Source organism: Pseudomonadota bacterium, assembly GCA_016719885.1.
GTDB lineage: Bacteria > Pseudomonadota > Gammaproteobacteria.
The window spans coordinates 165894-188363 of record JADJYF010000012.1; the positions used below are offsets into that span (position 1 = coordinate 165894).

A 22470-nucleotide genomic window follows, 5' to 3' on the forward strand; every position below is an offset into this window, starting at 1 on the left:
ACGAACGTCACTCAAGACGTCGGAACAGTAATGTCGGCCCCGCAATTGAACGGCTCGATCAGCAATTCCAAGCCTCCGGTGCCCCGTCGCGACGGGGCCGCCGATCGTGTGGCCTCGGAGACGATCTCTCGCCTGCAACGCGGCATTCTGCGCCTGGCGCTGGCCTACCATGGCCGCAGTCCCGATCTCGACAAGAAGCTGAAGGAACTCGGTGGCCTGGTGCGCGCCGGTCGGCGCGACGCACTGCTGCAGCGCTTGATCGACGAGATCGTCAATACCATCGTCACCCTCAACCTCGAGCCGGCGTTGGGCAGCGCCGCGCCGGCCACCGCCACCCCCGGCGTCGCTGAACAACCGGATCTGTTTCACCATTTCATCGATCACCTGCAGCTGCCTCCGGCGCTGCTGCTGGAGGTCGAGCGTATACGCAAGCGCATCGCCGCCAAGAGTGACGCCGTGGAACTGCTGGGGCAGGTCGAACAGGCATCACTGGCGTTCTCCGAAAGGCTGGCGCAGGCCGCCGACAACAAGCGCACCATCGACAGTGCCCGCCAGTCGCTGATTGACCTGGTCGATCGAATTCCGGTGTCGCGCACGCTCGCCGCCGAAGCGGCGCAGGTGCGCCGCGCGATCGAAGCAGTGGCCACCCACGAGGACATCCGCCCCTGCACGACGGCCGTCGCGCAATTGGTGGGCAAACTGCGCGAGGAAATGCAGTCCGAACTCGATCGCCTGGCGGAATTCCTGCGCGCCACGGCGCGACGCCTGCAGGAATTCGAACAGATCATGCAGCGCTCGCGGGAGATGTACGCCGAGAGCGAGGCCGACGCGCTGCAACTTAGCGAAACGATTTGCGTGGGCGTACGCGAAGTGCGCCACAGCGTCGGTGAAGCCGACGACCTGGACGCGCTGAAAGTGCTCATCGAGAGCAAACTCGAAGTCATCGACCATGGCCTGACACAGTTCGTGTCGAGTCAGAGTCTGCGCGCGGCCGAAGCCGGTGACGTCATCGAACGCATGACGCATCGCCTCAAGGATCTCGAGCAGCAGGCCATGCATCTGCGCGAGGACCTGGAAGTCCAGCATGCGCGGGTGCTGATGGACCCCTTGACCGGCATCCTCAACCGCGCCGGTTACACCGAGACCGTCTCCAAGCATTTCGCGCGCTGGAAGCGCTACGGTGGCGCCTTGAGCCTGGCGGTCATCGATCTCGACCTGTTCAAGGAAATCAACGACCGCTACGGCCACGCGGCGGGCGACAAGGTGCTGGCGACGGTGGCCTCCAAGCTCAAGGAAGTGATCCGCGAAAGCGATGTGCTGTGCCGCTTCGGCGGCGAGGAGTTCGTGCTGCTGCTGCCGGAAACCTCGGTGAGCGACGCACGCACCATGCTCGAGAAGCTGCGCAATCACATCGCCGACTGCCCGTTCCGCCACAAGGACACGCCGGTGCGCGTGACCATGTCGAGCGGCGTCGCGCAGTTCCAGGCAAGCGACAGTGTCGACAGCGTGTTCGAACGCGCCGATCTGGCGATGTATGCCGCCAAGCAAGGCGGCCGCAACCAGGTGTGCACCGAGCTCGACCCGATGCCGGAAGCGCCAGCCGGCAAGGACTAGAGCCGGTCATCATAGCCCTGTCGAAGTCGCCGCCGCGGTCGCGCCCGATTGCGGTTTCGTCACATGTTGGTCATAAAGTCATCACATACTGCGGCGAGTTCAAACGCCCCATGGGAGAAATCCAAGTGATGAGACGCCAGATTCCAGGCCTTGCCGCACTGTTGCTCGGCGCGGCATTCATGACCGCCCAGGCCGACGACACGGCCGGCGGCCATCAGTCCTACCAGACCGAGACCGGCATTTCCGGCAACGTCACCAGCGTCGGCTCCGACACCCTCGCCAACCTCATGACCTTGTGGGCGGAGCAGTTCAAGCGCTTCTATCCCAGCGTCAACATCCAGATCCAGGCCGCGGGCTCGGCCACCGCGCCGCCGGCCTTGACCGAAGGCACGGCCAATCTCGGCCCCATGAGCCGCCTCATGAAATCCAACGAGTTGGAAGCCTTCGAAGCCAAGTACGGCTACAAGCCGACCGCCGTGCCGGTGGCGGTCGACGCGCTCGCGGTGTTCGTGCACAAGGACAATCCCATCAAGGGCCTCACCGTCGAGCAGGTCGACGCCATCTTCTCGGCAACCCGCCAGTGTGGTCACGCGAGTGACATCACCAAGTGGGGCGACCTCGGCCTTCCCGGTGAATGGGCGAGCCGCAGCATCCAGCTCTACGGCCGCAACTCGGTGTCCGGCACCTACGGTTATTTCAAGGAGCACGCGCTGTGCAAGGGCGACTTCAAGAACAACGTCAATGAACAGCCGGGCTCGGCCTCGGTGGTGCAGGGCGTGACCAAGTCGCTGAACGGCATCGGCTACTCCGGCATCGGCTACCGCACCTCCGGGGTGCGCGCGGTGCCTATCGCGGACAAGCAGGGCAACATGGAGGAAGCGACCGAAGCCAACGCCCTGTCCGGCAAGTATCCCTTGAGCCGCTACCTGTTCATCTACGTCAACAAGGCGCCGAACAAGCCGATGGCGCCGCTGGAACGCGCTTTCCTGCGCATGGTGTTGTCCAAGGAAGGCCAGGCCATCGTGACCAAGGACGGCTACATCCAGGTGCCGACCAAGATTGCCGACAAGCAAATGCAGGGCGTGTTGGGCGACTGACGGGCACACCGCCAGCGTATGAAGATACCGGGCCTCGCGCCCGGTATTTTTTTCTGCGCGCGGCAAGGTCTTCCCTTACCATGCGCCGAGTCCAGTCCTGTCACCTGCCCCCAATGACCGACGAACCGCGTCGCTGCAAAGACCTTCTGCATGGCGTCACCCTCGAAGCCATGCTCACCGCCCTGGTCGCGCGTCACGGCTGGGCGGAGCTGTCGCGCCGCATTCCGATCCGCTGCTTCTTCAACGAGCCGTCCGTCAAGTCCAGCCTGAAATTCCTGCGCCGCACGCCCTGGGCGCGGGAAAAAGTCGAGGCCTTGTACGTGGAGGATCGGAAGCGCGAAGCGCGGCCCGACGACCTCAATCCCTGACGCGCCGGCGCGCCGCGCCACCGGCAGGCGCCACGCGCTCCGGGCGACGGATGTGGTCTATGTGTTCCAGCGGCAGTTCGGTCTTGGCGATCACCCGCCGCAGCACGAAGCTCGAATGCACGCCGGTCACGCCCTCGATGCGGGTCAGGCGGCCGAGCAGGAATTCCTCGTAGTAGGTCATGTCGGGCAGCACCGCCTTCAGGAGGTAGTCCGCGGCCTGGCCGGTGACGATGCTGCACTCGATCACTTCCGGAAAGTCCCGCACCTCGCGCTCGAAGGTCGCGAATCGCTCGGGCGTATGACGGTCCATGGTGATGCCGATCATGGCGGTGATATTGAGGCCGAGCGCCGCCTGGTTGAGCAGCGTGACGTGCCGGTCTATGACCCCGGACTCCTCCAACTGCTTGACCCGCCGCGAGCAGGGCGTCGGCGACAGGCCAACCTTGTCGGCCAGTTCCAGGTTGCTGATGCGGCCGTTGGCCTGCATTTCGGCGAGGATGCGCTTGTCGATGCGGTCGAGTTTCATGGTGATGCTCATGGCCTGGGTTCGATGGACGGTCATTGCGAGAATCCACGCGATGACTCTCTACAAACCTAGCAGAGCTTGGCGAGTTATTGCAAAAATCGGACTCTGCCGTGGCGAATACGCCATCTTTCACTAAGCGCGCCTCTTTATACTTCCCCCCGTTCGCGGTGCCCGTGCCGCGCCGGCCTCCGGCGCGCACCGCCACCCAGGCAATCAACGTCAAGCGCGCCGCCGGCGCGAAGCAGGTAGTCCCATGAGCGCTTTCGATCATCGCAAGTACAAGCCCTACGCCCCCATCCAATTGCGCGACCGCACCTGGCCGGACCAGGTACTGACCGCCGCGCCGCGCTGGTGCAGCGTTGATCTTCGGGACGGCAACCAGGCCCTGATCGAGCCCATGAACGTCGCCCAGAAGCTGCAGCTCTTCCAGCAGTTGGTGAAGGTCGGCTTCAAGGAAATCGAGATCGGATTCCCGGCCGCCTCGCAGCCGGACTTCGACTTCGTGCGCCGCCTGATTGAGGAACGCCTGATCCCCGACGACGTCACCGTGCAGGTGCTGACCCAGGCGCGCGAAGAATTGATCGCGCGCTCCTTCGAGGCCTTGGCCGGCGTCAAGCGCGCCATCGTGCACTTGTACAACTCGACCTCCACCGTGCAGCGCGAGCAGGTGTTCGAACTCGATCGCGAAGGCATCAAGGGCATCGCCGTGCAGGGCGCGCAGTGGGTGAAGGCGCATGCCGCGCGTCATCCCGGCACCGAGTGGATATTCCAGTATTCGCCCGAGAGCTTCACCGGCACCGAGCTCGATTTCGCGGTCGAGATCTGCGACGCGGTGGTTGGGGTCTGGCAACCGAGCGCGGCCAAACCCTGCATCTTGAACCTGCCGTCGACGGTCGAGATGGCGACGCCCAATGTCTATGCCGATCAGATCGAATGGTTCTGCCGCCATGTGAAACACCGCGACGCGGTGATCATCAGCCTGCACACCCATAACGATCGCGGCTGCGCGGTGGCGGCGGCGGAACTCGCGACCATGGCCGGCGCCGAGCGCGTGGAAGGCACCTTGCTCGGCAATGGCGAGCGCACCGGCAACATGGACATCGTGACCATGGGCATGAATCTCTACAGCCAGGGCATCGATCCGGAGCTCGATTTCTCGCGCATGGACGAGATCATCCGTTGCGTGAAGGAGACCACCCAGTTGCCGGTGCATCCGCGTCATCCCTATGCGGGCGAGCTGGTGTTCACGGCGTTCTCCGGCAGCCACCAGGATGCGATCAAGAAATGCCTGGCCAAGCGTGACGACCGTCAGCCCTGGGAAGTGGCCTACCTGCCCATCGACCCTGCCGATCTCGGCCGCTCTTACCAGGAGGTCATCCGCATCAACAGCCAATCGGGCAAGGGCGGCATCGCCTACGTACTGGAACAGAGCGAGGGCTACCAGCTGCCGCGCTGGCTGCAGATCGACTTCAGCGGCGTGGTGCAGAAATACGCCGAGGACAGCGCCACCGAAGTCGAACCGCGCAAGATAGTCGAACTGTTCGAGCAGTATTACCTCGCCGCGCCCACGCCCTATGAATTGATGGGCTACCAGGCAACGCGCGAGAACGGCGAAGACCGCCTGGTCGCCAACCTGCGCGACAACGGCAAGCCGACCAGCCTGCAGGGTCATGCCAGCGGCGTGGTCGGCGCCTTTGTCGATGCGCTGGAACGCCATACCGGCAAGAAACTGGTGCTGGTCGAGTACAGCGAGCACACGCTGTCCAGCAGCGGCGGCGCCGGCGCTGAGGCGGTGGCCTACGTGCAGTTGAACCTGGACGGCAACCGCTACTGCGGCGTGGGTCGCAGCAGCGACATCGTCGAGGCCTCGCTGCGCGCGATCCTCGGCGCGGTCAACCAACGCGCGCGGCTGGCGCCGGGCGTCGCCGCCTGAGCTTCTGCCAGCCTGCTCGCTACACGACGGCGCCGCGAGGCGCCGTCGTCGTTTGCGGCATCAACAATTGGCAAGTCCCGTGTGCGCCGCCAGAATGCCCGCTCGTGTCAGCCGCCTGAGACCATGCCCAGCGATCCGCAACCCATCGATGCCGTACTGCCCGCGCTGCTGGCGAGCTTGAACACCGCACCGCGCGTGGTGCTGGAAGCGCCGCCCGGCGCCGGCAAGACCACGCGCGTGCCGCTCGCCCTGCTCGACGCGCCCTGGTGCACGGGCAAGGTGCTGATGCTGGAACCGCGGCGTATCGCGGCGCGCGCCGCGGCCGGCTTCATGGCCGCACAGCTCGGCGAGGCGGTCGGCGCGACAATCGGCTACCGCATCCGCTTCGAGCGCAAGGTCTCGGCACGCACCCGCGTCGAGTTGGTCACCGAAGGCATCCTGACGCGCATGCTGCAGGACGATCCGCTGCTCGACGGCGTCTCGGCGGTGGTCTTCGACGAATTCCACGAGCGTCATCTCGCCAGCGATCTCGGTCTCGCCATGTGCCTCGAAGTGCAAGCCGGCGTGCGTCCCGAGCTGCGCCTGGTGGTGATGTCCGCCACCCTCGACGGCGAGCGGCTGGCGAGCTACATGGCGGCGCCACGCATCACGTCCGAAGGGCGCAGCTTTCCGGTCGAGGTCAGCTACCTGCCGCTGCTGGCGCGCGAAACGCCGGCGCTGCAGTTCAAGCGCGCGGTGCGCCAGGCCTTGGACGAAACCGACGGCGACATCCTGTGTTTCCTGCCGGGCAAGGCTGAGATCGAACGTTCGGCGCGGCTCCTGGAAGACACCGATGTGGCGATCGAGATCCTGCACGGTGAGCTCGGCATGGAAGAGCAGGCACGCGTATTGCGGCCGTCGACCACGCGGCGCATCGTGCTGGCGACCAATGTCGCCGAGTCGAGCGTGACGCTGCCCGGCGTACGCGCGGTCATCGACAGCGGCCTCGCGCGTGAGCCGCGCTTCGATGCCGCCAGCGGCATGAGTCGACTCGAGACGGTCAACATCGCGCAATCCTCGGCGCGCCAGCGCGCGGGCCGCGCTGGCCGTGTCGCCGCCGGTCGTTGCTATCGCCTGTGGTCGCAGTCGACGGTGCTGGATAGCGCCGCGCGCCCGGAGATCCAGTGCGTTGAACTCTCATCGCTGGTGCTGGAAATAAAAGTGTGGGGCTCGAACGAACTCAGCTTTCTCGACTCGCCGCCGGCCGGCGCGCTGGCGCAGGCGCAGGATCTGCTGCGCGCCCTCGACGCCCTCGACGACCATGACCACGTTACCGCCCATGGCGCGGCACTGCTGGCGCTCGGCGCCCATCCGCGCCTTGCCAATGCCATGCTGCGCGTGCCGAAGGCGTGGCGTGGCCTGGCCGGCGATGTCGCCGCGCTGATCGAAGGCCGCGACCCGATGCTCGGCGACGCGCGACGCAACGATGACCTGCGGGTGCGGTTGGCCGCCCTCCACGCGCAGCGCGGCGCGCGTGGCGCGGGCGGTGACGTGCATCGCGGCGCCTTGGCGGCGCTCCAGCAGGCTGCGCGGCAATGGCGCGCGCGCTTGAAAGTCGAGGACACGGACGACGCGCCGCGCGAGCAGCACGCGCTCGGCGACGTGCTGGCGCTGGCCTACCCGGATCGCATCGCGCGCCAGGACGACAACAACCCGCAGCGCTACGTGATGGCCAACGGTCGCGGCGCGCAGCTCGGTCCACTGTCAGGCTTGGTGGGCGAGCCGTGGCTCGCCATTGCCGAATTGCGTTTCGATACGCGCGACAGCCTGGTGCAACGCGCCGCGCCCTGTTCACCGGAGTTTCTGCGCGAGGCCTTCGCCAGCCATTTCACGCGCGAGCGCAAGCGCGCCTTCAACGCCGCCAGCCGCGCGGTCGAGGAAATTGAAGAAACGCGCTTCGCCGCCATCGTGCTCGAACGTCGCACGCGGCCTGTCGCACGGGACGCTGAAACGGCGGCGCTGCTGGCGACCGGCGTAGCATCGCTGGGACTCGACTGCCTGCCGTGGACCGATGCACTGCGCGAATGGCAGGCGCGCGTGGTGAACCTGCGCACCTGGTGCCCCGAGCTCGGCCTGCCCGATGTGTCGGACGCGGCCCTCACCGCCCATGCCGATGTGTGGCTGTCACCGCTGTTCGACGGCAAGGCACGCCTGTCGGAGCTCGGCGGCGGCGAATTCGCCGAGGCCCTGCGTCACCAGCTCGATTACGCCCAGCGTCGCGCGCTCGACGAGCACGCGCCCGAAAACCTCACCGTGCCGAGCGGCATGCAGCGCAAGCTCGCCTATGCCATCGGCGAGCCGCCGGTGCTGGCGGTGAAACTGCAGGAAATGTTCGGCCTGGCCGAGACGCCGCGCATCGCGCGTGGCCGCGTGGCGGTGCTGTTGCACCTCTTGTCGCCGCGCCAGACACCGTTGCAGGTCACGCAGGATCTGAAAGGCTTTTGGGAACGCACCTACCCGGAAGTCAAAAAGGAAATGAAGGGCCGCTATCCCAAGCATCCGTGGCCCGACGACCCGTGGACCGCGACCGCCACGCATCGCGCCAAGCCACGCGGCACCTGAGCGCCACGCGCGCTAAGCTTGGGCGACATCGGCTTCAACAACGCCATCCGGGAGCGCCGCCATGCAGCTTTATTCGTTTGAAGAATCGGGCAACAGTTACAAGGTGCGGCTGTTGTGCGCGCTGCTGGATGTGACACCGGAAGTCAAAAACGTGTCACTGCTGCACGATGAGCAACACCAGCCACCGTTCATCACCTTGAATCCGCGCGGCGAGGTGCCGGTGCTGGTCGATGGCGCGCTGGTGCTGCGCGACTCGGCCGCCATCCTGCTCTACATCGCGAGCAAGCATGGCCACGGACTGTGGTGGCCGCAAGACGCCGCCGCGCAGGCCAAGGTCATGGAGTGGCTGGCGTTCGCCGCGAGCTGGGTGCAGTACGGCGTGTTCACGGCGCGCGCGCTGTTGTCGTTCGGCATTCCGGCCAATGGCCTGCCGGCGGATTTCAAAGGTGAAGCCCTGGCTGCCGCGCAGCTGCGCGGGCAGCGTTCGCTCGAGATCCTCGAAACCGAACTGCGCGCCCAGGACTGGCTGGTGCCGGGGCGTCCGACCATCGCCGACATCGCGGTGTTTCCCTACATCGCGCTCGCGCCCATGGGTGATGTGTCACTGGCGCCTTTTGCCGCGGTCCGGGCGTGGCTGGCACGCATCCGGCAGCTGCCGGGTTTCATCGGCATGCCGGGGCTCGACGATGCGGGCTATCGACGCCGCTGAGTCGGGCGCGGCATGCGCGACTGTCTGGCCTCGCGTATGCTGCCGCACTCTCCCCGGCGCGCGACGTGATGCGCCCGCGCCATTCAACGCCAAGCTTTTTGCCAAGGAGTCTCCATGGACCTCACCACTGTCGATCACCTGCTTTCCACCACGCGCTCGGTGCGCAAGCGCCTCGATTTCAACCGCCCGGTGGAACGCGAAGTCATCACCCGCTGTATCGACCTCGCACTGCAGGCGCCCACCGGCGGCAACTCGCAGGGCTGGTCGTTCATGGTGGTGACCGACGAAGCGAAACGCGCGGCAATCTCGGCGCTGTACAAGAAGGCGTTCAAGCTCTACAGCAGCGACCCGAACATGCGTTCGCGCTATGACGGCGACAGCGACGATCTGCGCGCCAAGCAGTTGGACAGGGTGTTGAGTTCCGCCGACTACCTGTCCGACAACATGCACCGCGCGCCGGCGCTGGTCATTGCCTGCATCGAAGGCCGCGTCGAAAAGGCCAGCGCGCTGGAACAGGCCGGCGTGTATGGCTCGATCCTGCCGGCGGCCTGGTCGTTCATGCTGGCCTTGCGCTCACGCGGGCTCGGCACCGCGTGGACCACGCTGCACATCATGTACGAACAGGAGGTCGCGAACATCCTCGGCATTCCCGCCACCGTCACCCAGGCCGCGCTGTTCCCGGTCGCCTATTTCACCGGTGATGATTTCAAGCCCGCCAAGCGTCTGCCGACCGAGCGCTTCCTGCACTGGGACAGCTGGGGCGCGAAGTCCTGACGTTCCGCCTTGGCCAGGACGCAGCCGCCTCCTGGCCAGGGCAAAGCAGGTCCGATGCCGTGGGTCCGATTGAGATCGGGCCCGCGGAAAATGCCCGTCAAGCTCTCAGCAGGCGCCCCGGCAAGGCACCGGTGTGCACGCCGTTCTCATAGGTGACTTCGCCCTTGCAGATGGTGGCGACATAGCCGCGTGCCTTCTGAATGAGCCGCTTGCCGCCGGCCGGCAGGTCGTAAACCATCTCGGGGTCTTCCAGCGCCAGCGCGTCGAAATCGATGATGTTGAGATCGGCGCGCATACCGGCGGCGATCACGCCGCGATCGGTCAGGCCGTACACCAGCGCCGTGTCGCGCGTCATCTTGTGCACGGTGTATTCAATGGGAAAAATCGGCCCGCGCACGCGGTCGCGGCTCATGTAGGCCAGCATGTAGGTCGGCATGCTGGCATCGCACAACACGCCGCAGTGCGCGCCACCGTCGGACAAGCCGAACACCGAGTGCGGATGGGCGATGCCGGCATGCTGCTTTTCCAGGCTGCCGCTGTACTCGCCGATCAGGAACAACAACGGCCGCCCGGCTGCCATGATGTCCATCAGCGCTTCGCGCACGTGGACGCCTGCGGCCGCGGCGATGCCGGCCACCGACTCGGCGAAGCTCGGTTCGTAGCTGAGATCGGCCGGCAGGATGAACATCTTGTCGAAGGTCGAGATCATGTTGGCGGTGGTCGCGTCGCGCGGCACCTTGGGCGTGTCGGCCAACACGCGGGCACGGAACGCCGGGTCCTTGAGCTTGCGACGCTGTTCGTCGATGGGCAGCCGGGCAATCTCCTTGTAAGTGCCGAACTGGCGCATGGGGTTGACCGTGCCTTCCAGGCTCATCAGCACCGACGCCGGCCGCGCACCGACCTGCGGACGGATCTTGAGTCCTTGGGCATTGAGCCGGTCAGCCATGCCCCACACGTCGGCGCCGATATTGGAGGTGACGAGGATGGTCACCGGGCGCCCGGTGCGACGCGCTATCCACTCCACCCACTGCTGTTCATCGGGGTCGTCCATGCGGTCGGAAATGATCTCGACCGTGCCGTGCGCGACTTCCGCCAGCGCATTGCCAATGGCCTTCAGCTCTTCGCCGTCGGCATGGGTGCCGGGCACGAGCTCACCGTGCTTGTCGAAGTGCCCGTAGAAGCGCGAGGTGGTGAAGCCCAGTGCGCCGTCCTGCAAAGCCTGTTTGGTGATGGCCGCCATCGCGGCAATATCTTCACGGGTGGCGTCGTCGTAGCAACGTGCGCCCATCACGTAGTGACGCACGGCGACGTGCGGCACCTGCGCACCGACGTCCATGGCGTAGGGGGTATCGATGCTCGCGAGGTAGTCGGCGAAACTCTCCCAGCCCCACGGAATGCCTTCGTGCAGGGCCGTGCCGGGAATGTCTTCCACCGATTCCATGATCTCGACCAGCTCGGTTTCGGTGCCGGGCCGCACCGGTGCGAAACCGACGCCGCAATTGCCCATCACGATGGTCGTCACGCCATGCCAGCAACTCGGCGTGAGTTGCTTGTCCCAGCACACCTGGCCATCGTAGTGGGTATGGATGTCGACGAAGCCCGGCGTCAGCAATTTGCCTTGCGCATCGATGCTGCGTTTGGCCGGCCCGGCGATGGGCGGTTCGCCGGCGCGCGCCACCGCGACGATGCGGCCGTCCGCCACCGCCACTTCGCCCATGAAGGGCGGGGCGCCGGTGCCGTCGACGATGCGAGCATTGCGAATGATGAGATCGTGCATGGCGGTGCTCCGTGGCAGTGCGAAGAGTCGGTCAGGCCTGCTTCAAATCGTGCAGGAAGGTTTTCAATTCTTCTTTCAAGGCCGGGTCGTCGTCCTTGGCAAGGCTCTTTTCGGCCTGGCTCGCGTAGGCCAGCGCGGCGTCGAGGTCGTCTAGATCGCGGTAGCGCTCGGCGATGGCCAGCTGGATGGAAGCGCGGCAGTCCGACTGTTCGAGTTTGTCGGCGAGCTCCAGCGCCTGCTCGTAGATGTCGATGGCGTCTTCGTCGTCGAGCGTGAAGTCGCCCAGGGATTCGAGGTAGAAAGGATGGGCGGTGCCGGCGGTCTGCGCTTCGCCGCACAGCTTTTCCAGTTCGGCGTATTGCTTGGTGAAGGCGCGATCGTCATCGCGCTCGACCGCATCGGTCAGGGCGTTGGCGAGCGACAGCACGCGGTCGTAGAGTTTGATATCGAGCGTCATGGGGAAGGTTCCGTGCTGGGGGAAGGCGCGGGCGGTCGCGATGTCGGACGGTCGATGACATCGCGCGTCGACCACCGCCGGATTATCAGTCCACACCGGAGCCGTCACAAGGACGCCGCCGCGCCCATGGCCGGGGCTGCGCGCCGTGGGCACGCACCGCGCGACCATGAACGGCTATCATCCCGTCATTCCGACAAGTCGCCAGCGAGGCCGCCATGCATCTCGTCCGCTCCTCCCTCTTCGTGCCCGGTCACAAGCCCGAATGGGTGCCGAAAGCCCAGGCCGCCGGCGCCGACGAATTGATCCTCGACCTCGAGGACGCCGTTCCGGACGATGCCAAGAGCGCGGCGCGACCGTTGGTGCGCGAGAGCGTGAAAGCACTGCATGCCGCCGGGCAGTACTGCTCGGTGCGCATCAATGGCTATGCCACCGGTCGTACGCTGGACGACCTGGACGGCATCCTGTGCGCCGAGCTGCGCTCGGTGATGCTGCCCAAGGTCGACAGCGTGGCCGACATGCAGGCGCTGGATGCCATGCTCACGCAGCTCGAACGGCGGCATGGCGTCGCCCACGGCACGGTCAACACCACCTTGCTGCTGGAAACCGCCGGCGCCATGCGCAACGCCTATCACATCGCGCTTTCGAGTCCGCGCGTGCATCAGTTGGTATTGGCAGCCGGTCCCGGCGGCGATGCCGCGCGCGCGGTCGGCTACCAGTGGACCAAGGGCGGTGAAGAGACGCTGTTCCTGCGTTCGCATGCGGTGCTCGACGCGCGCGCCGCCGGCATTCCCTATCCCATGACGAGTTCGTGGTGGGACATTCGCGATCTGGACGGCCTGCGTGCCGATGCCATCCGCAATCGTCGTCTCGGCATGCGCGGCATGTGCGTGATGCATCCCAGCCACGTGCCCATCGTCAACGAGATCTTCAGCCCCCAGGCTGACGAGGTCGCCCATGCGCGCGGCGTGCTGGCCGCCATGGCGGCGGCCGAAGCCGAAGGGCGCGCGGCGGTGATCTACGAAGGCGACATGGTCGACTACGCGATGGTGGCGACCGCACGCGAATTGATTGCGCTGGCCGAGAGCATCGAAGCGGCCGGCGGCAAACCGCTCAACACCTGAAGCCATCACGACAAGCCTTAGACACGGCGCCGCGCAGCGCGCTTGCGCCCATCGATCCATCCGACACCATGGGAAGGTTCCATGCAACTCAGTGACAAGACCATCGTCATCACCGGCGCCAACAGCGGCATCGGCCTCGAAACCAGCCGTGAACTGGCGCGCGGCGGCGCGACGGTAGTGATGGCGTGTCGTGATCTCACACGCGCCAAGGCCGCGCGCGCCGACATTGCGAACAGCGTGCCGGGCGCGAAGCTCGCCCTCGTACCGCTCGACCTGGCGTCGCTGGCCTCGGTGCGTGCCTGCGCCGACACCCTGGTCGCGCAATGGCCGCGCATCGACGTGCTCATCAACAACGCCGGCCTGTTCCCCTTCAAGCGGCAGCTGACCGAGGATGGCTTCGAGATGCAGTTCGGCGTCAATCACCTCGCGCATTTCCTGCTGACGCAAAACCTGATGCCGGCGCTGCTGGCCGCCGGTCGCCCACGGGTGGTGAACGTCGCATCGATGATGCATCACCTCGGCAAGATTGATTTCGACAGCTTCCGCGGTGAGCGACCCTACGGCGCGCTCAAGGCTTATGCGCAATCGAAGCTGTGCAACGTGCTGTTCGCGCGCGAACTTGCGCGCCGCCACGGCGGCGATGGCCTGTTGAGCTGGAGCCTGCACCCCGGGCCGGTGGGCACCAACATCATGGGCCGCGGCCTCGTCAATCGCACCCTCTATCGCCTGATCGGTGCCTACATGAGCGCCAGGCGCGGCGCGCGCACCAGCGTGCACCTGGCCTCGGCCGATGGCATCGAAGCGACCAACGGCGCCTACTACGACGAATTCCTGAAAGTGAAGCCGGGCTCCAGGCTGTCGCAGGATGCGACCCTCGCGGCGCGGCTGTGGGAAGTGAGCGCCAGCCTGGTGGCGTGAGCCGCGCACCGGCTCGCAATCACGGCCGCGCCACGCGGCGATTTGTGACGGGGCGGACAATCAAAGCCGCTTATACCCTGCTGACTGTCCGCCAATTTTGTCATCGCGCCGCCGATAAAGAATTCCAGGCGCCGCCCCGGTATCGCCCGTTCCCGCCAGGAACAGCCTCTTCCCGCATGTCGAATGCTGCCCCTCACTCCGGGCGGTTCTCCATTTTCCCGGATTGGATTTACTCGCATGTTTCGCGTCGTCGATTGCATTGCCCTTCAACATGACCGCTCGCTGTTGGTCATCGCGGGGCTCGTCTGTGTTTTTGGTTCGGTGGCCACGGTGCTGTCCGCGCGCCGCCTGGATGCCGGCTCTCACGCCTGGCCGTGGCGCGTGATGGTGGCGGTGTGCGTGGCGTCCACCGTGTGGGCCACGCACTTCCTCGCCATGCTCGCCTACCGCCCGACGCTGGCGGTGGCCTTTGACCTGCCGCAAACCGTGCTCTCGTATTTCATCGGTCTCGCGGTGATGGGGCCGGCCATGGTCTGCGCGCGTTGCGTGGCGGTGTGGCAAACGCGCGTACTGTGTGGCGTGGTGTTCGGCGCGGGTGTGGCCTTGATGCATTACCTCGGCATGGCGGCGGTGCGCGTGCCGGGCACGCTCAGCTACGACTTGGCGCAGGTCGCCTGGTCGGTCGCCGCGAGTTGCGTGGGCGGCGCCGCCACGGTGTTGGCCCTGTACGGACGTCGTACCGCGAGCCGTCGCCTGCTCGCCATGGCGGCACTCTCCTTGACCATCCTCGGCCTGCATTTCACGGGCATGAGCGCGGTAACGCTCACCCTCGATGCCTTGATGCAGTCCACCGACGGCACGCTGTCACGCCAGTTGCTGGTGGTCGAGACCTGCATGGCCGCCGCCGCCGTGCTTGGCATCACCTTGCTCGGCATGCAGTTCGATGAACGCATGACACGCGCCCTGCGCGAGGAAGCGGCACGCTTTCGCACGCTCGCCGACGGCGCGTTCGAAGCGCTCATCATCCATCGCGGCGGCGACATCATCGATCACAACGCGGTGGCTTGCTCCCTGCTCGGCCACGCCACGTTCACCATGCCGTTTGCGTCGCTGTTCCCCGAGGGACTGCTGCACGAGAACACCGGGCAGGCGCTCGAGACCGTCATGCGGCACCGCGACGGGCACCTGATCGCGGTCGAAATCAATCGCCGACCGATACTCACCCCTCAGCGCGAGTGGGCCGAACTGGTCGCGGTCCGCGATCTCACCGCCCAGCATGCGGTCGAGGGCAAACTCGAACAGGCCATGCAAAGCCTGGGCGCGCTGCGCGCGCTGATCCCCATGTGTGCATGGTGTAAACGCGTGCGCGACGACGAAGGCTATTGGAACGCGGTCGATCAATACCTGAAGGAAGTGACCGGCAACGACATCACTCATGGCATTTGTCCGAGCTGCAGCGAAAAAGAACTGGCGAGGTTCGGACGTGCTTAGGGCGCCGGGTGGGCGTGAACATCGGCGCGTCGGCGCGACATTGTCCGACGACGTGACCATACTTGACCCCATGCCTTGGCAAAGGCCGGAGATTGCAACCATGTCGAATGACCTGCCGGCCAAGGATCTCAGCTATTCCATCGATCACGGTAGCGGGCTGTTGCACATGCGCTGGCGCGGCGTGGTGAGCAGCGCCGACGTCGGGCAATTCTGGACACGCCTGCTCGACGATGGCGACGCGCTCGCCATCGGACGTCACCTCGATGACCTGCGTGATTGCCGTTTCACCTTCTCCGGCAACGAATGGCAGGAACTGGTGAAAGGCTACCTGGTGCCGGCGCCGCCCCATGCGCGGTGGAAGGCGGCATTCGTGGTCAACAGCTCGGAAATGTACGGCGTGCTGCGCCAGTTCATCGCCTACGCCGGCGAGCTGGTGGAGGCCGAGATCTTCAGCGACGTGAACAGCGCGCTGGCTTGGTTGGTGAGGAAGTAGGGGCGCGGTGGAGTGAGTTGGCGCGCCCGACAGGATTGATTCGCCCGCGCTTGGGTGCGCGCTCACCCCTGCGGGGCGTCGGCGGGGCCTGTCAGTATTTTTGTGTGCGAGGCATTCGGTTAAGTCGGGTTGGTAAAGCGTTCGCCGAAGGCAATGGCGAACTGGTTCATGGCCTGTCGCCATTCCAACAGACCGGTCCAGTCGGCTGGATGTGCGCAAGGCCAGCCATAGCAGTTTGCTCCCGCTCGTCCAGGGAAGTGTCCCCGGGTCTTGATGATCTTGCGCAGCTGGCTTTGAGGCTGATCGCGTTGGTGGTGTAAATCACGCGCCGGATCCGGGAGCGAACGCGAAGAACGGGAGACGGGCCACCCGGGGCTACCACCGTCGGATGCTTCTGTGGCGCTGGCCTCGAACGCGTTCAATGCCGCCGGCCGCTTCGCGCTGCCGCGTAAATCGCCGGAGCGCCGCCGCCAGCCTGCGGTCTTTCCACGATGCGTAGTCGAGGCTGTTGCGTAGCAGGTGCACGATGCAGGTTTGCAGCGTCTCGCCGGACCGTAGATAAGGCTTGGCAGGCCCTTCAGGCCATCCGTCACCGCGATCAGGATGTCGCCGATGCCGCGGGTCTTCAGGTCGTTGAACACCTTCCGAACTTGGCGCCCGGCTGTTCAATCCACAGGCCCAAGACGCGTGCCGTCCGGCAGCACGGCCAGCGCCAGGTAAACGGCCTTGTTCCGAACCACCGCGTCGGATCTTCACCCGCAGGGCGCGAAGAACGGGCGAGCGGCGGCTCGCCAAGCGACCACGGGGGGGGGGGGGGGGCGGGCCGGGGGGAGCCCCGGGCGCGCTCCCTTGGTCGTCTTTCTGCTTGGCATAACGAGTCCTCGGTCATGTTACGGCAGGCGCATGTTGTCGCAGATCCTCATCGAGCGTCACACAAGAATGGGCCCCACTGGCCCATTTCTTTAGTTGGCGCGCCGACAGGATTGATCGCCCGCGCTTGGGGGCGTCGGCGCACGGCGCCTGTCCAACATCGCTGGCGATGTTGTCGAACCTCAGGTCCTCATCGAGCGGTCAGGCACAACAACTAAAAGAAATGGGCCCCACTGGGCCCATTTCTTTTAGTTGGCGCGCCCGACAGGATTGACTCGCCCGCGCTTCTACGCGTGCTCACCCCTGCGGGGCGTCGGCGCAGGGCGCCTCCGTCCAACATCGCTGCGCGATGTTGTCGAACCCAGGTCCTCATCGAGCGGTCAGGCACAACAACTAAAAGAAATGGGCCCCACTGGGCCCATTTCTTTTAGTTGGCGCGCCCGACAGGATTCGAACCTGTGACCTCTGCCTTCGGAGGGCAGCACTCTATCCAGCTGAGCTACGGGCGCGTGGTGAGGCGGGAAGTATAACGGCATTCGGGGGCGGCCGTTGGCCCGACAGGATTGATTCGCCCGCGCTTGGGCGCGTGCTCACCCCTGCGGGGCGTCGGCGCGTTGCGCCTCCGTCCAACATCGCTGCGCGATGTTGTCGAACCTGTGACCTCTGCCTTCGCCGGAAAGCACTCTATCCAGCTGAGCTACGGGCGCGTGGTGAGGCGGGAAGTATAACGGCATTCGGGGGCGGCCGTTGGCCCGACAGGATTGATTCGCCCGCGCTTGGGCGCGTGCTCACCCCTGCGGGGCGTCGGCGCATGGCGCCGCCGTCCAACATCGCTGCGCGATGTTGTCGAACCTGTGACCTCTGCCTTCGGAGGGCACTCCCTCGAGCTCGGGCCGCGGGCACTCGCTACCCGCTCCCAATGCCCTGAGTAGCCTAGTGAAACAGTTCGATTTGGCTATAATGCCGGCGGCCCGCGTCCGGCTGGAATGCGCGGCATAAGAATGATCTGGCGCTTCCCTCTTCCTTCGAGAGACCAAAATGAGCAATCAACAAGACGACTCGGTGTTCGTTAGAAATTTCTCCCTGGTACTGCTGTTCCTGGTGGTGGTGGGCTTGACGGCCTTCGTGTTGGCGAAAATCGTCAACGGCGGCGCGGAGGTCAAGTACGGACCGAGAGGCAACGAAGCGGCCAATGTCGCGCCGGTCGGCGCGGTCAATACCGGCGGTGATGCGGTCGCCGTGGCGGGCGCCAACACCGGCGCCGAAGTGGCCAGCACGGCGGCACCGGCCGCCGCCGCGAGCAGCGACCCGGGCAAGTCGACTTACGACAGCGTGTGTTTTGCGTGCCATGCGCAAGGCATTGCCGGCGCGCCGAAGCACGGCGATGTGGCGGCCTGGGAAAGCCGCGTGGCGCAGGGTCACGACACCCTGGTGCAGCACGCCATCGCCGGTTTCACCGGGCAGGCGGGCATGATGCCGGCGCGCGGTGGCAACCCGACCCTGACCGACGCCCAGGTCACGGCCGCGGTGGAATACATGATGGCCGCCGTCGGCGGCAAGAAAGAGGGCGACGCCGCACCGGCCGCCGCCCCCGCCGCGGAGCCTGCCGCCGCGGCGCCGGCCGCTGACGCCGCAGCCGCCGCGCCGGCCGTGGCTGACGCCGGCAAGGGCAAGGCCACCTACGACGCAGTGTGCTTCGTGTGCCACACCCCGGGCGCCGCCGGTGCACCGAAACTCGGCGACAAGGCTGGCTGGGAGCCGCGCATCGCCAAGGGCGTCGACGTACTGCACGCCAGCGCCATCAATGGCTTCATGGGCAGCGCCGGCATGATGCCGCCCAAGGGTGGCCGTCCGGACCTGGCGGACGCGGACGTCAAGGCCGCCGTCGACTACATGCTCGAGGCCGTCAAGTAGGCTTCACCGCGACGAGGCCCTGCCCATCACGTTGCACGCGGCGTGATGGGCAGGGCCTCGTTTTTTTTACCGGACTTGCGTGCCCGTCGACACGTCAGCCGCTGGCCTCGAGGTTGGCATAGGCGGCCACCAGCCACTTCACACCATCGGCCTCGAAGTTGACCTGCACCCTGGAATGTTCGCCCTGGCCTTCCATGTGCAACACCACGCCCTCGCCGAAGATCTTGTGACGCACGCGTTGGCCGAGGCGCAGACCGAAAGCGTTGGCGGAGTGCTCCATCACCAGCCCCGAGCCGCCGCTGACGCCGGTGCGCCCGGCGCTCACACGCCCACCCAGCCGCACTTCCTCCATCACCTCGCGCGGCAGTTCGCGGATGAAGCGCGACGGCTGCGGATAGAAATCGGCGCCATGCAGGCGTCGTGATTCCGCGTAGGTGATGGTGAGCTTCTTCATCGCGCGCGTGATGCCGACGTAGCACAGCCGCCGCTCTTCCTCGAGTTGCACCGGGTCTGCCGCCGAGCGCATGGGGGAACAAGCCCTCCTCGACGCCGACCAGGAATACCTGCGGAAACTCGAGGCCCTTGGCCGAATGCAGCGTCATCAGCTGCACGCAATCGCTGTAGGCCTCGGCCTGACCATCGCCCGATTCCAGCGCGGCATGGGTCAAGAAAGCGGCGAGTATCGGGATCTCCTCATCGTCGATGGCAGGCTTGAAGTCGCGCGCGGCGCTCACCAGTTCCTCGAGGTTCTCGATGCGATCCAGCCCGCGCTCGCCCTTCTCCTTCTTGTAATGCTCGACCAGGCCGGACTGCGCGATAACGTGCTCGAGCAGCTCCGCCAGCGGTAGCTCATTGACCGCGATGCTCATGCGGTCGATGAGATCGAGGAAGCGTTGCAGCGCGCCCAGCGAGCGGGCCGACAGTTCCTTGGTGTCGGTCAGGCGTCGCGTCGCCTCCCACAGCGTGATGCGTTCGCGCTTGGCGACTTCGCGCAGCTCATCGATCGAACGCTGCCCGATACCGCGCGGCGGCACGTTGACGATGCGTTCGAAGGCCGCGTCGTCGCCGCGTGAACTGGCGAGGCGCACGTAGGCCAGGGCGTCCTTGATCTCGGCGCGCTCGTAGAAACGGAAGCCACCATACACGCGGTAGGGCAGCTCGGCCTGGCGTAAGGCGTCTTCCAGCACGCGCGACTGGGCGCTGGTGCGATAGAGCATGGCGCACTCGGTGAGGCGTCCGCCGTGGTCATGCCACAGGCGAATGCGGTCCACGCAGAAACGCGCTTCGTCCAGATCGTTATAGGCCGCGTAGAGCGTGATGGGGTCGCCCTTGGCGCCGTCGGTCCACAGCTCCTTGCCGAGCCGTGAAGGATTGTTGGCGATGAGGGTGTTGGCGGCCGACAGGATGTTGCCGGTCGAACGGTAGTTCTGTTCCAGGCGCACCAGCTGGTGGCCAGGAAAATCCTTGCGAAAATGCTGCATGTTCTCGACGCGCGCGCCGCGCCAGCTGTAGATCGACTGGTCGTCGTCGCCGACCACGAAGATATTGCCGTCGTCGCCGACCAGGTTCTTCAGCCACGCGTATTGAATGGCGTTGGTATCCTGGAACTCGTCCACCAGCACGTGCCAGAAGCGTTCGCGGTAATGACGCAAGAGGCCCGGATGAGCGAGCCACAGCTCGTGGGCGCGCAGCAGCATCTCGGCGAAATCGACCAAGCCCGCGCGCTGGCAGGCGTCTTCGTAGGCGCGATAGATGTCGACCATGGTATGCAGCGCGCCGTCGCCGTAATCGTCGACATGCTGCGGACGTTGGCCGTCGTCCTTGCGCGCATTGATGAACCACTGCGCCTCCTTGGCCGGCCATTCGTTCTCGTCGAGATTCAAGCCGCGAATGACGCGCTTGACCACGCGCAGCTGGTCGTCGGAATCGATGATCTGGAAGTTGTCGGGCAGGTTGGCGTCGCGCGCATGGGCGCGCAGGATGCGATGGGCGATGTTGTGAAAGGTGCCGACCCACATGCCGCCGATGGGCCGGCCGGTCAGTTGCTCGATGCGGCCGCGCATTTCGGCGGCAGCCTTGTTGGTGAACGTCACGGCGAGTATGCCGAGCGGCGAGGCTTGGCCGGTCTCCAGGTACCAGGCGATGCGATGCACCAGCACCCGCGTCTTGCCGCTGCCGGCACCGGCCAGCACCAGCACCTGGTCGACGTTGGAGGCGACCGCGTCACGCTGACGCTGATTCAGTTTGGCGAGAATGGGGGAATCGGTCATGGGCGGTGTCGAGGTCAAGGCGGGCAAAGCGCTTAGTTTAGGCCATCGCGCCGCGCCTCGCCGATGGTCGGCCCGCGCGATATTTCTTAAGCTAGCGCCATGAAACAGCCCATCGCCAGCGACTACAACCACCCCGCCGTGCTCGACGAACTGGCGGTGCGCACCCTCGATGCGGCGCGTCGTGCCGGCGCCAAGGCCGTCGAGGTCGGCGTGAGCGCGGGCGAAGGCCTGTCGGTGACGGTGCGCGGCGGCGCCTGCGAGACCGTCGAGCACGAGCGCGACAAGAGCCTCGGCGTGACCATTTACCTCGATGGCCGCAAGGGCAGCGCCACCACCTCGGACTTTTCCGACCAGGCGCTCGACGAAACCGTGCGCGCAGCGCTGCGCATCGCCGAGGTGGCCGAGCCCGATCCCCATGCCGGGCTGGCCGCCCCCGAGTTCCTCGCCAACGCCCTGCCCGATCTCGATCTCGATCATCCGTGGGACATCGACGCCGAGGCGGCGATCGCGCTCGCCATCGAATGCGAGAACGTGGCGCGCGGCGCGGACGCACGCATCAAGCAGTCGGACGGCTGCAGCGTCAACCGCTATCGCGGCAGCCGCGCTTACGCCAACTCCCACGGCTTCCATGCCGCCTACCGCGGCACGCGCCATGGACTGTCGGCGGTCATGATCGCCGAGGACGGCGGCGGCATGCAGCGTGGTTACTGGTTCACCAGCGGGCGCGACGCCACGCGGCTCGAAGACGCAGCCACGGTCGGGCGCCTAGCCGCCGAACGCACGCTGGCCAAGCTCGGCGCACGCAAGATTGCCACCACCCGCCTGCCGGTGATCTTCGAAGCCCGTATCGCCACCGGCCTCATCGGCCACGTGATCGGCGCCATCAGCGGCGGCGCGCAATACCGCCGCGCCTCTTTCCTGCTCGACGCGCTGGGCGAAACCATCCTGCCGTCATTCGTCACCGTCACCGAAGACCCGCTGATCCCGGGCGCGCTCGGCAGCGCCGCCTTCGACGACGACGGCGTCGCCACCCGGCGCAAGACCATCATCGAGCAGGGCCGCTTGAATACCTATCTCTTGAGCGCCTACGCCGCGCGCCGTCTCGGCCGCGAGCCGACCGGCAACGCCGGCGGCACGCACAACCTGTTGGTCAGCCACGGCGAGCGCGCGCTTGCCGACATCATCGCCGGCTGCGACAGGGCGCTGCTGGTCACCGACCTCATGGGCATGGGCGTCAACGGCGTGACCGGCGATTATTCACGCGGCGCCAGCGGCTTTCTCATCGAGAACGGCGAAATCGCCCACGCGGTGGAAGAGATCACCGTGGCCGGCAACCTCAAGGCCATGCTGAAGGACATCCGCGAAATAGGCGCCGACGTCGAAACGCGTGGCACCGTGCATATCGGCTCGGTGATGATCGGGGAGATGGCGGTCGCGGGGTCGTGATTCCCGGGGTGCGATTTCTTCTCCATTCTGAATGTCAGACTGAAGTCTGGCCCACGGAGAAGCCCCGATTTTGGGTGTGCGAATGAATTCG

At 65.9% G+C, this 22470-nt stretch carries 17 protein-coding genes, 1 tRNA gene and 1 pseudogene; 13 read left to right on the top strand and 6 right to left on the bottom strand.

Features of this window, described 5'->3' with window-relative positions:
• Positions 1 to 30 precede the first annotated feature (30 nt).
• The 3 genes from IPM80_13950 to IPM80_13960 all read left to right on the top strand — a co-directional run bounded on the left by IPM80_13950 (position 31) and on the right by IPM80_13960 (position 3079).
• Positions 31 to 1614 (top strand): diguanylate cyclase, encoded by a 1584-nt coding sequence (locus tag IPM80_13950; GenBank protein ID MBK8959496.1) that lies wholly within the window; start codon positions 31 to 33, stop codon positions 1612 to 1614.
• 128 nt (positions 1615 to 1742) lie between these two features.
• Entirely contained in the window at positions 1743 to 2711 is a 969-nt protein-coding gene (locus IPM80_13955; protein MBK8959497.1) for a PstS family phosphate ABC transporter substrate-binding protein, read from the top strand.
• A gap of 113 nt (positions 2712 to 2824) precedes the next feature.
• Entirely contained in the window at positions 2825 to 3079 is a 255-nt protein-coding gene (locus tag IPM80_13960; GenBank protein ID MBK8959498.1) for a DUF2132 domain-containing protein, read from the top strand.
• On the opposite strand, the gene IPM80_13965 is transcribed toward IPM80_13960, so the two are convergent.
• Positions 3069 to 3605: an Lrp/AsnC family transcriptional regulator gene (locus tag IPM80_13965; protein MBK8959499.1), complete on the bottom strand. Its 537-nt coding sequence runs from the start codon at positions 3603 to 3605 to the stop codon at positions 3069 to 3071. The two genes, IPM80_13960 and IPM80_13965, sit on opposite strands and share 11 nt — an antisense overlap.
• 253 nt (positions 3606 to 3858) lie before the next feature.
• Here IPM80_13965 and leuA point away from each other — a divergent pair, with 253 nt between their 5' ends.
• The 4 genes from leuA (at position 3859) to IPM80_13985 (ending at position 9622) form a co-directional block, all read left to right on the top strand.
• On the top strand, positions 3859 to 5538 hold the full coding sequence (gene leuA / locus IPM80_13970; GenBank protein MBK8959500.1) for a 2-isopropylmalate synthase: 1680 nt from the start codon (positions 3859 to 3861) through the stop codon (positions 5536 to 5538).
• Positions 5539 to 5661: 123 nt separating this feature from the next.
• Complete coding sequence (hrpB, locus tag IPM80_13975; GenBank protein ID MBK8959501.1) at positions 5662 to 8139, top strand: ATP-dependent helicase HrpB; 2478 nt, start codon at positions 5662 to 5664, stop codon at positions 8137 to 8139.
• Between the two features lie 61 nt (positions 8140 to 8200).
• Positions 8201 to 8848, top strand: coding sequence for a glutathione S-transferase family protein (locus tag IPM80_13980; GenBank protein ID MBK8959502.1), 648 nt, complete (start codon positions 8201 to 8203; stop codon positions 8846 to 8848).
• Between the two features lie 114 nt (positions 8849 to 8962).
• Entirely contained in the window at positions 8963 to 9622 is a 660-nt protein-coding gene (locus IPM80_13985) for a nitroreductase family protein (GenBank protein MBK8959503.1), read from the top strand.
• Between the two features lie 97 nt (positions 9623 to 9719).
• Here the strand turns inward: IPM80_13985 and IPM80_13990 are convergent, their stop codons facing one another.
• Both IPM80_13990 and IPM80_13995 read right to left on the bottom strand, forming a co-directional pair.
• On the bottom strand, positions 9720 to 11399 hold the full coding sequence (locus tag IPM80_13990; GenBank protein ID MBK8959504.1) for an amidohydrolase family protein: 1680 nt from the start codon (positions 11397 to 11399) through the stop codon (positions 9720 to 9722).
• A gap of 31 nt (positions 11400 to 11430) precedes the next feature.
• Positions 11431 to 11856, bottom strand: a complete 426-nt coding sequence (locus IPM80_13995) for a hypothetical protein (protein MBK8959505.1) — start codon at positions 11854 to 11856, stop codon at positions 11431 to 11433.
• A gap of 215 nt (positions 11857 to 12071) precedes the next feature.
• Here IPM80_13995 and IPM80_14000 point away from each other — a divergent pair, with 215 nt between their 5' ends.
• From IPM80_14000 to IPM80_14015, 4 genes are all read left to right on the top strand, one after another.
• Entirely contained in the window at positions 12072 to 12977 is a 906-nt protein-coding gene (locus tag IPM80_14000) for a CoA ester lyase (GenBank protein MBK8959506.1), read from the top strand.
• Positions 12978 to 13058: 81 nt separating this feature from the next.
• A complete protein-coding gene (locus IPM80_14005) occupies positions 13059 to 13895 on the top strand; it encodes an SDR family oxidoreductase (protein MBK8959507.1) in 837 nt (278 codons plus the stop codon).
• 237 nt (positions 13896 to 14132) lie between these two features.
• Positions 14133 to 15386 carry a hypothetical protein gene (locus IPM80_14010; protein ID MBK8959508.1) on the top strand — a complete coding sequence of 418 codons (1254 nt, stop codon included), beginning with the start codon at positions 14133 to 14135 and terminating at the stop codon, positions 15384 to 15386.
• 100 nt (positions 15387 to 15486) lie between these two features.
• Positions 15487 to 15879: a hypothetical protein gene (locus tag IPM80_14015; GenBank protein MBK8959509.1), complete on the top strand. Its 393-nt coding sequence runs from the start codon at positions 15487 to 15489 to the stop codon at positions 15877 to 15879.
• Positions 15880 to 15998: 119 nt separating this feature from the next.
• Here IPM80_14015 and IPM80_14020 read toward each other — a convergent pair whose 3' ends face one another.
• The gene (locus IPM80_14020) at positions 15999 to 16520 is read right to left on the bottom strand and encodes a hypothetical protein (protein MBK8959510.1); all 522 of its coding nucleotides are present in this window, start codon (positions 16518 to 16520) and stop codon (positions 15999 to 16001) included.
• A 661-nt stretch (positions 16521 to 17181) separates the two neighbouring features.
• Positions 17182 to 17258, bottom strand: a tRNA-Arg gene (locus IPM80_14025).
• A 529-nt stretch (positions 17259 to 17787) separates the two neighbouring features.
• Here IPM80_14025 and IPM80_14030 point away from each other — a divergent pair.
• Complete coding sequence (locus tag IPM80_14030) at positions 17788 to 18663, top strand: cytochrome c5 family protein (protein MBK8959511.1); 876 nt, start codon at positions 17788 to 17790, stop codon at positions 18661 to 18663.
• Between the two features lie 94 nt (positions 18664 to 18757).
• Here IPM80_14030 and uvrD read toward each other — a convergent pair.
• A pseudogene (gene uvrD / locus IPM80_14035) lies at positions 18758 to 20933 on the bottom strand (DNA helicase II).
• A gap of 99 nt (positions 20934 to 21032) precedes the next feature.
• Here uvrD and pmbA point away from each other — a divergent pair.
• Complete coding sequence (gene pmbA, locus IPM80_14040; protein ID MBK8959512.1) at positions 21033 to 22379, top strand: metalloprotease PmbA; 1347 nt, start codon at positions 21033 to 21035, stop codon at positions 22377 to 22379.
• Positions 22380 to 22470 lie beyond the last annotated feature (91 nt).